Annotated in this window: 9 protein-coding genes; 6 read left to right on the top strand and 3 right to left on the bottom strand. The window is 48.2% G+C overall.

All coding sequences use genetic code 11. The annotated features are described in order from the left end of the window. Positions 1-5: 5 nt before the first annotated feature. On the bottom strand, positions 6-398 hold the full coding sequence (locus BQ9856_RS12505) for a carboxymuconolactone decarboxylase family protein (RefSeq protein WP_077611333.1): 393 nt from the start codon (positions 396-398) through the stop codon (positions 6-8). A gap of 28 nt (positions 399-426) precedes the next feature. Continuing rightward, entirely contained in the window at positions 427-1,824 is a 1,398-nt protein-coding gene (locus BQ9856_RS12500; RefSeq protein WP_077611332.1) for a pyruvate carboxylase subunit B, read from the bottom strand. Positions 1,825-2,005: 181 nt separating this feature from the next. Between BQ9856_RS12500 and BQ9856_RS25465 the strand changes: the two genes are divergently transcribed. Continuing rightward, positions 2,006-2,140, top strand: coding sequence for a hypothetical protein (locus BQ9856_RS25465; RefSeq protein ID WP_268875592.1), 135 nt, complete (start codon positions 2,006-2,008; stop codon positions 2,138-2,140). Positions 2,141-2,706: 566 nt separating this feature from the next. On the opposite strand, the gene BQ9856_RS12495 is transcribed toward BQ9856_RS25465, so the two are convergent. Beyond that, positions 2,707-3,711, bottom strand: a complete 1,005-nt coding sequence (locus tag BQ9856_RS12495; RefSeq protein ID WP_235839313.1) for a LacI family DNA-binding transcriptional regulator — start codon at positions 3,709-3,711, stop codon at positions 2,707-2,709. 315 nt (positions 3,712-4,026) lie between these two features. Between BQ9856_RS12495 and nifJ the strand changes: the two genes are divergently transcribed. From nifJ to BQ9856_RS12470, 5 genes are all read left to right on the top strand, one after another. Then, positions 4,027-7,548, top strand: a complete 3,522-nt coding sequence (gene nifJ, locus BQ9856_RS12490) for a pyruvate:ferredoxin (flavodoxin) oxidoreductase (RefSeq protein ID WP_077611330.1) — start codon at positions 4,027-4,029, stop codon at positions 7,546-7,548. A gap of 12 nt (positions 7,549-7,560) precedes the next feature. Next, on the top strand, positions 7,561-8,682 hold the full coding sequence (locus BQ9856_RS12485) for an aconitase family protein (protein WP_077611329.1): 1,122 nt from the start codon (positions 7,561-7,563) through the stop codon (positions 8,680-8,682). 12 nt (positions 8,683-8,694) lie between these two features. Next, the gene (locus tag BQ9856_RS12480; protein ID WP_077611328.1) at positions 8,695-10,494 is read left to right on the top strand and encodes an aconitase/3-isopropylmalate dehydratase large subunit family protein; all 1,800 of its coding nucleotides are present in this window, start codon (positions 8,695-8,697) and stop codon (positions 10,492-10,494) included. A gap of 16 nt (positions 10,495-10,510) precedes the next feature. Next, complete coding sequence (locus BQ9856_RS12475) at positions 10,511-11,407, top strand: phosphate acyltransferase (protein WP_077611327.1); 897 nt, start codon at positions 10,511-10,513, stop codon at positions 11,405-11,407. A 12-nt stretch (positions 11,408-11,419) separates the two neighbouring features. Further along, positions 11,420-12,624: 2-hydroxycarboxylate transporter family protein (locus BQ9856_RS12470; protein WP_077611326.1), on the top strand; the 1,205-nt coding region annotated here is incomplete at its 3' end.

Here is a 12,624-nt window from a genome sequence, read left to right as displayed (position 1 = left end):
TAGCGTTATTGTAGATCAACGGGTTCAAAAAGATCTCCCAGAGTCTCAAGTGTGGGAAGAAGTCTGGTTACCCCGCAGGTAAAGAAAATAATACGGATTACCTCAAATATTTCATCGATCGTAGCTCCGTTCTTTATGGCCAGATCCGCATGGACCTTTGTGGTCGTCTGGGTCCCGGTTGCCATTCCGATGGCCATGACAATGAGTTCCCGGTATTTTTTCGGGATGTTCACATCCCTTTTATTGCAGTTTAAATACTGCTGCAGGAAAGCATTAATTAGATTCGGGTCATTTCCCATGACCTGATGGGATTCCAACAGGGAACCTCCCCGCGCTTCCTTTAAAGCTTCCATGATTTCCTGGGAACGCTTTAATTTTCCAGCATTTTCTTGCTTCATTTCATTAAGTTCCTTTCTGATAAGCGATTCAAAGACCGTATTTTGCCTTTAAAAAATCAGGTGCATAATTAGGGAAGAGTGCATAGGTCAATATATCTTCCTCCGTACGTACAAGGCCGCCGGCCTCTGCTTTAGCTTTTTCAAAGCCCGGCTCCAGTAAATCTGCCGGTTTTTTCGTGGAAGGTTTTTCTTCTCCCAGAGCTTTTTCTAAAAGGACCGGATCCACAGGGCCAGGAGGCATACCGTACATTCCGCGGCAATAATCCTTGATTTCCTTACTGACCATGGAATAACGGTTCCCGGTAAGAACATTGGTGGTAGCCTGTGCACCGCACATCTGGCTGGATGGGGTTGCTAACGGGGGATACCCCATGTCAGCCCGGACTCTGGTAACTTCCTCTAAAACCTCAGGAAGGCGGTCATACAATTTCATAGCGGAAAGCTGGCTTTCCAGATTTGATAACATGCCGCCGGGGATCTGATGCTCCAGACATCCAACATCCACGCCTATAAGCTTCGTCTCAAAGTTCGAATATTTTTTTCTAATAGAAATAAAATCCTCATTAACCGACTTGAATTGGCCTACGTCAATCCCCGGGTCCCGGCTGGTCCCTTTTAAAGCCGAAACAAAGCTTTCAATAGGAGGATGGGCAGGCCCCATTGACATCGAAGATACGCATACGTCAAGTCCATCCACTCCTGCCCGGATGGCTTCCCAATAGGCCATTTCAGCCATGCCGCCGGTACAGTGGCAGTGAAGGTGAACCGGGATTTTCAAGGCTTTCTTAAGCGCAGAAATCAATTCATATGCAGCCTTGGGAGCCATAAGGCCTGCCATATCTTCCACATGCATCAGTGAGGCTCCCATGCGTTCCTGTTCCATTGCATTCTGAACAAATACTTCTGTGGTATGGAAGGGACTTACATTATACTGAACGGACCCCTCGATTTTTTTTCCGGCCTTTTTCACTGCCCGGAAAGCGGATTCGCAGTTTCTTAAATCCTGAAGGGCATCGAAAATCAGAAAAATATCAATGCCTGCTAAAGCAGCTTTTTCCACAAATTTCTCGACAATATCATCCGGATATGCTTTATAACCAACCAGGTTCTGGGCCCGCAGGACCATTTTCAAAGGAGTCTTTTTTACATATTTCTTAAATGTACGGACTCTTTCCCATGGATCCTCCTTTAAAAAACGGACTGCCACATCAAAGGTAGCTCCGCCCCACATTTCCATGCTGTCATAGCCGACAGAGTCCATACGTGAGAGAAGGGGAATCATATCTTCAGTGGTCATTCTGGTGGCAATCAGGGATTGCTGCCCGTCCCGGAATTCCACACTGTTAAATTTTAAGGGAATTCCTGCGCCTGCAAAATCTGCTGCGCCGATTCCGGCGGGAATCTGTGTCTTCCTGTTCCAGAACAAAATATCACATCCTTTTCGCATATTATGACCCGCGCAGATAGGAGACTGGCGGATTCATAGATAGGAAGCATATGCTAAAACGTTAAACTAAAACAATAATCTAATCTTACACAACAAAATAATCTTTGTCAAGTGGTATTTGGGGAAAAAGAGTTTTTCTATTTGGGTGTCGGAGGGGGACGTGGACTTTGGCAGGGATTTGGAGGGAAAAGGGACAGTGGCGGGAGGGGCAGCGGTTGTGGTTTCGGCAGGAGAGTTACTAAGGCCGGAAGGGTACAAAAAACATGGGACCGGAAAACTCCGCTCGAATTTCTGAAAGAAATTCGCGCTCCGGGTTTCCTCGGACGTTGGCTCTGAGGCCAACGTCCGCCCACGTTTTTTGCACCCTTCCGGCCTAAGTAACTCTAACCAGCCTGCAAATCAACCGCTGCCCCTCCCGCCACTGTCCCTTTTCCCGCCAAGGCTTTGAAAAAGTCCACTGTGCACTGGCCCCGTAAATGAGAGAACGACTAAAGCTAAATAACTTTTTGCCAATACCCTAAGCGGAAAATGGAACGCTGTCAATACTCTGGCTGGAAAATGAGGGAAGGCCCCTGGGATACGGCGATTTTTGCAGGACGTCGATAGGCGTTAGGGAGAGGGCATGGGAACATGAGGGAAAAAACCGGACCTTCAAAGTCCGGTTTTTAGACGCCCTGAATCGCGTTTTCCATCAGGAAAACGGGATGAATGGTGTCGGTGCCCTCATGTTCCCGTGTCATCTCCCTTACACCTATCCCGTCCGAAACCATGAGCCGTATCCCAGGGGCCTTCCCTCATTTTCTTCCAAAATACTCAAAGGCAGCGTTCCATTTTCCTCACATCCTTATTTGGAAGAGGAGCCTACAGATTAAAGCTTTCCCTCAGAATTACTTTAGGCTCCACAGAAACATGAGCCGGTACAAAATCCGAACGTTCCATGGAACGGATCAGAAGGTTGACCGCTTCCCGGCAGACGATTTCGTTTGGCATCTCAATGACGCTTAAGGAGGGAACTGCATAGCGTGTGATCTCCTGGTCCAGCATGGCAATGGAGAGAAGCTCCACGTCTTCGGAGATCCGCACATGATTTTTATGGAAGGTGTAGAGGGAGCCCAGAGCCATGGAATCCGATTCAAAGAATATGGCCTTAGGCGGATTTTCCATGCGGCAGTAAAGCTCCGCTGTCTCCACTCCCCCTGCGATGGTACTTTTCCCCCGCAGGATATACCTGGATTCCACGTTGATCCCCAGTTGGGAACAGGCAAAAAGAAATGCCTGGGTACGGGTCCCGGTAGCTACATAAGTATGGTCTGATGCGATAACGGCAGCTTCCGTATAACCTTTTTGACGGAAGAGACGTGCGGCCTGAAACCCGACTTCCTTAGAATCAATGCAAACGGTAGAAAACTTTTCCGAGTTTCGGTTAATTAAAACCACTGGTATCTGCGGAGAAAGGGATTCCAGGAATTTCACATCCTGTGCGGAAGTGGCTCCGATAATGATTCCGTTATAGCTGCTTTTGCTGATGGCGGAAGCATTTTTTTCCAGATTATCATTTTCGTAGGTCTGAATCACCAGTTCACAGTCAAAGTTAAGGGCTTTAAGTTCCTTCTGAATCGAATTCAGAAAAGAAGCCAGGATATTGATACGGTAATCAATAGGCCAGTAAAAAGCAATGGTCGGCTTTTTTTCATCACTGTAGCGCAGTCTTCTGGCGCTTAAATTGGGTTGATATTCAAGCTCATTCATGGCGGAGAGAACCCGTTCTTTTGTAGCGGCAGATATTCTCCGTTCTGCGCTTTTTCCGTTAATGATGATAGAAACCGTGGTGACAGAAACTCCTGCTAACTGGGCTACATCTTTAATGGTAGCTATAAGATCACTTCCAATCTATGAATTTTAGTTTTGTTTACTAAACATAATCATACGTTTATTTCGCTAAAATGTCAAGGAATTTTCCAGTGGCATATTAAAAGTGCACAAAATCGAAAAGAAAAATATAGGTAAATTAAACAAAAAACAGTTAGTTTATCGATACACTGTTGACAAAGATAAAACGATAAACTATTATTAAGATATAGGAAAAACGATAAACTAATACGTTAAACTTAACAATAATTAACAAAATTCATTTGTCTGTCTGATAGGGGAGACAGACACAAAAGAAAGGCAGGAGTATAAATGGGTTCAGTGAAGAGAGCTATGGATGGGAATGAAGCAGCGGCCTACGCGTCTTATGCATTTACAGAGGTTGCAGCAATATATCCGATTACCCCATCCTCGCCGATGGCAGAGTTAGTTGACAAATGGTCGGCAAACGGCATGAAAAATATTTTCGGACAACAGGTGAAGCTGGTTGAGATGCAGTCAGAATGCGGGGCTGTATCTGCAATGCACGGAGCCCTGGACGGAGGAGTTCTGGCAACTTCCTATACGGCTTCCCAGGGACTGATGCTGATGATCCCTACCATGTACCGGATCGCAGGACAGCTGAAGCCTGGAGTGATCCATGTGGCTTCCAGAAATGTGGCGGCGCACGCCATTTCCATTTCCGCGGAACAGTCCGATGTAATGGCATGCAGGCAGACCGGGTTTGCCCTGATGGCCTCCTCCAGCGTTCAGGAAGCCATGGATTTAGGCGTGATTTCCCATCTGGCTTCCATAAAAGGACATGTACCGTTCTTACATTTTTTTGACGGATTCCGCACTTCCCATGAGATCCAGAAGGTGGATTGTCTGGATTATGAGGAGCTTTCAAAACTGGTGGATTGGGAGGAACTGGAGAAATTCAGAAAGAATGCCTTAAATCCTGAGCATCCCGTACTGCGTACAACCGGACAGTATTCCGATACCTATTTCCAGAGCCGGGAAGCCTGCAACCAGTATTACGACCGGCTTCCGGATATTGTAGCGGAATATATGGATAAGATCAATGGACTGACCGGACGCAGCTACCGGCCATTCAACTATTATGGCGCAGAGGATGCGGAATATGTAATTGTAGGAATGGGCTCTGCCACAGGCTGTGCGCAGGAAACCGTTGACTATTTAAGGAAGAAAGGTGAGAAGGTCGGCTACATGGAGGTTCACTTATACCGCCCATTCTCAGCAAAATATTTCTTAAGCCAGCTTCCGAAGACCGTGAAAGGAATTACGGTTGGTGACAGGACAAAAGAGCCGGGGGCCGTAGGAGAGCCTTTATTTGAAGACGTATGCTCCGTCATTCTGGAATCCGGCAGAAATATTCCTGTCTATGCCTGCCGTTACGGCCTTGCGGGCAAGGATTTCACATCGGCTCAGGTGATCGCCATGTATGAGAATATGAAGGAAAAAGAGCCGAAGAACCATTATACCATCGGTATTAACGATGATGTGACCTATCTTTCCCTGGCCTATGGAGAAGAAGTGAATACAGTTCCGGAAGGAACCGTAAGCTGTAAGTTCTGGGGACTTGGTTCAGACGGAACCGTAGGCGCCAATAAAAATACCATTAAGATTATCGGTGACCATACGGATCTGAATGTTCAGGCATATTTTGAATATGACGGTAAGAAATCAGGCGGTGTTACAAGATCCCACCTCCGCTTCGGAAAGCAGCCGATCCGTTCCACGTATCTGGTTAAGAATGCGGATTTTGTAGCCTGCCATAATAAATCCTATCTGGACAAGTACGACATCCTGGCCGATGTAAGAGAGGGCGGAAACGTGCTTATTGCCTGCGACTGGAAGGAAGAGGAGCTGGATTCCCATTTGACCGCATCGTTTAAGAAGGCGGCGGCAAAGAAGAAGATCCGCCTTTACACCATTGACTCCACGGGCATTGCCCAGGAACTGGGGCTGGGCAGCAGGACCAATACTATTTTACAGGCAGCTTTCTTTAAGATCACCGGAATCATTCCCATAGAGGAAGCAGCGGGTTATATGAAGAAGGCCATTTTAAAGTCCTATGGTAAAAAAGGCGAGAAGGTCATTAACATGAACTACGCTGCTGTTGAAAAGGGAATTGAGATGGTGAAGGAGGCAGCGGTTCCGGCGGATTGGGAAAACCTTGCGGATGAAAAAGAGGCAGTGGATGAATCCCTTCCAAGATGGATTAAGAATATACAGATCCCGGTCAACAAAATGATCGGTGACGCCATTCCGGTCAGCGAATTTGCGGATGCGGCGGATGGAACCATGCCTCAGGGAACCTCCAGATATGAAAAACGCGGAATTGCGGTAAATGTTCCCATCTGGGACGGCAGCAAATGCATCCAGTGCAACCAGTGTGCCTATGTGTGTCCCCATGCCACGATCCGTCCTTTCCTTATGAATAAGGAAGAGTCTGCAAACGCGCCGGAAGGCTACGAGATGAGAAAGGCAGCCGGAAAGGGAATGGAGAACTATCAGTTCCGCATTCAAACCGCAGTATTAGACTGTACGGGCTGCGGAAGCTGTGCAGATGTCTGTCCGGCTAAGGAAAAGGCTCTTACCATGCTGCCCCTTGATGAGCACAGGAATGAAGAGAAAAATTGGGAATACGCAATTTCATTATCAGATAAGGAAAATCCTCTGGGCGTGAATACGGTGAAAGGAAGCCAGTTTGAACAGCCTCTGTTGGAATTCCCGGGTGCGTGTCCCGGCTGCGGCGAAACACCGTATGCCAAATTAATTACCCAGCTCTTTGGTGACAGAATGTATGTGGCTACTGCCACAGGCTGCTCCCAGGTTTGGGCAACCAGCTTCCCATCCTTCCCGTATACCACCAACGGTAAGGGACAGGGACCGGCAGTGGGTGGTTCTCTTTTTGAAAATAATGCGGAATACGGCATGGGTATCTGGCTGTCCGTAGAGCAGCAGAGAGAAAAGCTTAAGATGCATGTAACAGAACTGGCAGAAAGGACCGGGGATGAAAAGCTTAAGGCAGCGGCAGAGAAATGGCTGGAGTGCTTTCATGAAACGGCTGCTTCCAGAGAGTCCGGCGAAAGCTTTAAAGCAGCTTTGGATTCTTATGCTCCGGCAGAGGGAGAGCGTGAGCTGACAGCCGAAATCAAAGCAAATACGGAGCATCTGACTAAGAAATCCATCTGGATGTTCGGCGGCGACGGCTGGGCTTATGACATCGGTTACGGCGGACTGGACCATGTCATTGCTTCCGGTGCAAATGTAAACATTCTGGTGTTTGATACGGAGATTTATTCCAATACAGGAGGACAGGCTTCCAAGGCGACTCCTACCGGTGCTGTGGCTCAGTTTGCGGCGGCAGGAAAGCAGAGAAAGAAAAAGGATTTGGGAATGATGGCCATGAGCTATGGCGATGTTTACGTGGCTCAGGTAGCGATGGGCGCCAGCCAGTCCCAGTTCTTAAAGGCAGTACTGGAAGCGGAAAGCTATGACGGTCCTTCCATTATCATCGCTTATGCTCCATGCATCAGCCATGGTCTGCGCTGCGGCATGAGCAAAGTACAGAACGAGATCAAAAAGGCCGTGGAGGTCGGATACTGGCAGCTTTACCGCTATAATCCGGTTCTGATAGAAGAAGGAAAAAATCCGTTTATTCTGGATTCCAAGGAACCAACAGGTGACTTTAAGGAGTTCCTCCGGGGAGAGGTCCGGTTCTCTTCATTAGAGAGAACGTTCCCGGAAGAGGCAGAAAGCCTGTTTGCAAGGACCGAAAGCGAGGCAAAGGCCAGATATGCCAAATATAAGGCATTGGCACAGTAAGGAGAGCAGGGTATGAGTACGTTTGTTGAAAAAATCATGGGAAAACCGGCAGGAGCCGTCGTTACGGTTACACCGGATTACCTGGTAATCAATGACGGTGTTTCCCATGCCGCAGTGGATCGGATATCCACTGTGGCAAATCAGGACAAGGTCTGGGTCATTTATGATCATGATGTTCCAACCGGAAGTCCGGAGGCAGCCGCCGTTTTAAGGAAAAATCTGAAGTTTGCGCTTAAGAACGGATGCCACTATGTGCAGGCTGAGGGAGTCGGATACCAGTACATGCTTGATGAAGCTGTAAAACCCGGCCAGATTGTGTTGGGAGGCGGTTCCCATGAAGGAATATTTGGTGCGAGGGGTGCGCTTGGTATCAGTGTAAGCATTCCGGAGCTGGCCCGTGCGGTGGAAACCGGACGCTACAGCACCATTGTTCCCGAGACTGTCTTTGTCTCTGTTACAGGAAAATTAAAGGAAGGCGTGAGCATCCTGGATGGAGCACTCGCTTTTCTGAAGGAAAATACCGGGATTGCAGGAAAGGCCATTGAATTTTACTGCCCGTCTCTGGATGACCATGAGAAAGCGGTGCTCTGCTCCGCGGCATGTATATCAGGTGCTTATACGGTATCTGTCACAGAGGAACAGCCGGAGAACAGCCGAATCCTCTGCCTTGACCAGGTGAATTCCATGGTAATGATGCCTTGTGAAAGCTGGGACAAACAGGGGGAAGCAGAAATCAGAGAGAGAGCGTCCCTGGAAGGCATGGAACTTCAAGCAGGACAGATCGGAGGATATACAGGCGGAACCATCGGAGAGTTAAGGAAAGCAGCAGCCCTGATTGAAGGCAGAAAGCTGGCCCTGGGCTTCCGCCTGACCGTATGCCCGGCCACAAGCCAGGATTATTTAAAGGCTATGGAAGAAGGGATTATTACGAAGTTTATTGACTATGGCGCACAAATCAGTGCAGCCGGTGATCACAGCGTCGTACCTCAGGGAGCCGGTGCAATGGGTCATGGTGAAAAGCTGCTGACAACTGGTTTATATACGTTTTCTGGTGCAATGGGCTGTGAGGATGCAGAGATTTATACCGCTTCTGTTGAATCTGTCATAGCAGCCTCCACCACAAAGAAGATTTAAGGAGGCTGTCACATGGATAAGAAATTCAGCGGGAAAATATGGAAGTTTGGGAATGATATTGATACCGATACCATCATTCCCGGAAAGCGCGGAACCATTCCGACCATAGAAGAGATGAAAAAATATGCGTTCGAGCTGTTAAAGCCTGAGTTCGGCTCCACGGTCCGGCCCGGAGATATTCTGGTGGCAGGCACCAACTTCGGCTGCGGCTCCAGCAGGGAGCAGGCGGCTACGGTCTTGTCCCATAACGGAGTGCGCTGCATCATAGCAAAGAGCTTTGCAAGAATTTTTTTCAGAAATGCGTTTAACAGCGGAATCCTGCTTTTACAGTGTGACGGGATCCAGGAGATGTGTGAAGGCGGAGATATCGTAACGGTGGATGTGGCTGGCCGTACGGTAAGTGTTAACGGCCATACCTTTTCCGTAGGAGAAGTGCCGGAAAACCTGTTCAACATCGTTTCCAACGGGGGCCTCATCGAAGATACCAAAAAGCGTCTGAAAGAAGGAGTGAAAAAGCTTAATATAACTCCTCTTACCAGGGAGCAGTGTAAGAAAAGCGGATACACCATGGTGGAAAAGCTTTTAAAAAAGAATGCAGGGAAAGAGCATGTGGAACCCGGAGATATTGTGATCACGAACCCGGATATGTTCATGATCCATGATATTTACACCCCTTATCTGCTGGATACGCTTAATAAGATGGGAGCGGAATCCATTGACGATCCGGACAAGGTTACCATTGTATGGGACCACTGTATGCCGACTGCGGTAGCTAAAAATGATTCCGAACATTATGATGCGGGGATTTCACTGGCTGAAAAATACGGGATTAAAAAGCTCCATATCGGCGAAGGCATTTGCCACAGTATCATGCACGAAGAGCGTTATGCAAAGCCGGGGGAGATCGCTACGGCTACGGACAGCCATACAACTACCTACGGAGGAGCCGGAAATTTCTGCAGCGGGATCGGTACGGCAGAGATGGCAGCGGCACTGATCACCGGGGAGCTGTGGTTCAAGGTGCCTGGCGCCATTAAGATCGTTTTGAACGGACATTTGCCGGAAGGTGTGCTTTCCAAGGATGTTATTTTAAAAATTCTTGGAGACATCAAGGCTGACGGAGGCCAGTACAAGTCTCTGGAATTTACCGGACCGGCGGCTCATGAAATGAGCATGATGTCCCGTTTTACCGTAGCTAACATGGCTCTTGAGGCAGGGGCGAAGTGCGGTCTGTTTGAAGCAGATGAAAAGACTGCAGAATATTACAACATGCCTCTTTCTGAAATCGACTGGATCCGGGTGGATGAAGATGCAGGTTATGAAAAGGTTCTTACTTATAATGTTGAGGATCTGGAGCCGCAGCTGTCCTGTCCTCAGGGTGTGGATAATGTCCATCCGTTACATGAAGTGCTGGGTACGGAAATTGATGAAGTGTATCTGGGAAGCTGTACCAACGGAAGCATAGAAGATATGGCCATTGCGGCGAAAATCATGGAGGGAAAGAAGGTTGCTCCGGGTCTTCGTTTTGTGGTAGTGCCTGCAACAAATAAGGTCTTTAAAGAAGCGATCGAACTGGGGTATATAAAGACCTTTATCGAAGCCGGCGCCGTGATTTCCCATCCCTGCTGCGGTCTGTGCTGCGGAATGCCTTATGGGCTGATGACCGACGATGAGAGAATTCTTTCAACAGCAAACAGGAATTTCATCGGACGCCAGGGAACGAAAAAGACTTTGAGCTACTTAAGCAGCCCGGCGGTGGCGGCGGCCACGGCAATCGCCGGAGTTGTATCAGATCCTAGAAGTATTTTATAGGAGAGAGGAACAAAAAATGATAAAGGATTTTGAACAATTAAAAGAGCAGCTTAAGGCAATGCCTGAAAAAAGAAGAGTTGCTGTTACCCCTGCACAGGATCTGCATACTCTGGAAGCAGTTGTCCATGCAGCCGGAGATGGTCTTATGACTCCGGTACTGATTGGAAATGAGCCGGAAATAAGAAACATTCTGGAGGGACTGGGAACAACCGGAGAAGGTATGGAAATCATCCATATGGAAGATGCGTCCGCCTGTGTCCGGAAAGCAGCAGACATGGCCAGGGCTGGAGAAGTGGACTGTATCATGAAGGGAAAGATTGAGACAGGCGCACTCATGAAGGTTCTGGTCAATAAGGAGCATGGGATCCGGTGTAATGATACTATGAGTCTGGTGGCATTTATGGAAAGTCCAAACTATCATAAGGTATTTGCCATTACCGATGTGGGCCTGCTCACCTATCCTACAAAAGAGCAGAAAAAAGCCGCGATCCAGAATGCGGTTTCAGCATTCCATGCCCTGGGGGTAAAGGAACCAAAGGTAGCTGTCCTGGCGGCGGTTGAAAAGGTGAATCCAAAGATGAAGGAAACCGTTGAAGCGGCTGAAATCAAGGAGGAGGGGGCAGAAGGCTGTCTGATCGAAGGTCCCATAAGCTTAGACCTGGCCATGGACCCGGAGTCAGCACACATTAAGGGATATGACAGCCCTGTTGCCGGAGATGCGGATCTTTTAGTAGTACCGGATATTGTAAGCGGAAACATTGCGGCTAAGACTCTTACCGTAATCGGCGGGGGACGGACCGGAGGGGTCGTACTGGGAGCCAAGGTTCCTGTGCTTCTCGTATCAAGAGCTGCAAAAGCAGATGATAAATATATGTCAATCGTATTAGCGGCGCTGATAGGAAAAAACAATTAGGGGGATACACTCATGGGTGAGAAATTAAAATTCAATGTATGCGGCCTGCCCGCGAAATATTTCATACCATTTTTTGCAGTTGTAATGGCAAGTGTTTATTTTGGCTTTATGCCAACGGTTAAGATTTATTCCAATGATGCGGGAACCTATACGGCAACCTCCTTTATCATGACAATTGCCTTTTTAATGGCCATAGGAGGGTTGTTTTTCTGGGTGGGCAACGCGATTCCCATTGTAAATAATTATCTGGGAGGGGCATGTCTTCTTCCCCTTCTGGGAGCTTCCTTTGTAAATTTCATCGGACTGGTCCCGGAGGAACTGGTAAACGGTACTAAGGTGCTGATGGGCGGCGGTTTCCAGGATGCTTACATTGCCATGCTGCTTGTAGGCTCCATTCTTGTAATGGACAGGAAAGTGCTTCTGGGAGCTACCGCAAGATATTTACCTACCATCCTGGGAAGTCAGGTATTTGCGCTTGGATTCTGTATGTTAGGCGGATTAATCACGGGATATGGCGTATCGGATGCGCTCTTTTATATCGGGGCTCCCTGTATGTCCGGCGGTTCAGGCGGAGCCATGACAACGCTTCCGGCCCTGTACAGCAGCTTATCAGGAACTGATATGACGCCTATGGCCGGTAAATTTCTGTGTTATGCTTCCATTGCCAATGTTCTGGCAGTCGTTCTTGCGGCAGTCGGAGGTGCTGTTACTTCTAAAATGAAAGGACTGAACGGCAACGGAGATATTTTGAGAAAGACAGGAGCTTCTGTTGTTACGGAAGGGGAGAAGCGTCCGGCTACTTCTGCAGATTATGCGGCTTTGGGCTCCGGTATTTTCATGAGCTTCTGCCTCTATCTGTTAGGAAACATCTTGGGAAGCCTGCCAGGTTTAAGCGTGATTCCGGGTCTTGCATGGACGATCATTCTGGGCATCCTGATTAAGTGTACCGGAATTCTTCCGGATAAACTTGCAGATAACTGTGTGTATTCCATGAACTTTGCATTAAGAGCACTGCTCCCGATGTTAATTGCCGGTATCGGTGTCAATTCCTTAAAGTTTGAAACACTGGCTGAGTTCTTCAGCATTGGCGCTTTTGCAGTCATCTTCCTGGGAGTTTTCGGAGCGCTGATCGGAGCCATGATTTTTGGACGTCTGTCAGGCCTTTGGTCCTATGAAGCCGGCGTCACAGCAGGACTTTGCTGCTGCAACATCGGCGG

Source organism: Clostridium sp. Marseille-P2415 (assembly GCF_900155545.1).
Lineage (GTDB): Bacteria > Bacillota > Clostridia > Lachnospirales > Lachnospiraceae > Lacrimispora.
The sequence above is the reverse complement of the archived record's forward strand: the minus strand, read 5'-3'. Positions and strand labels throughout refer to the sequence as shown.

Excerpts from the sequence above, each read along its gene's own strand:
- BQ9856_RS12485 (WP_077611329.1), top strand. The coding sequence starts at position 7,561 with ATGAGTACGTTTGTTGAAAAAATCATGGGAAAACCGGCAGGAGCCGTC.
- BQ9856_RS12475 (WP_077611327.1), top strand. The coding sequence starts at position 10,511 with ATGATAAAGGATTTTGAACAATTAAAAGAGCAGCTTAAGGCAATGCCT.
- nifJ (WP_077611330.1), top strand. The coding sequence starts at position 4,027 with ATGGGTTCAGTGAAGAGAGCTATGGATGGGAATGAAGCAGCGGCCTAC.
- BQ9856_RS12480 (WP_077611328.1), top strand. The coding sequence starts at position 8,695 with ATGGATAAGAAATTCAGCGGGAAAATATGGAAGTTTGGGAATGATATT.
- BQ9856_RS12505 (WP_077611333.1), bottom strand. The coding sequence starts at position 398 with ATGAAGCAAGAAAATGCTGGAAAATTAAAGCGTTCCCAGGAAATCATG.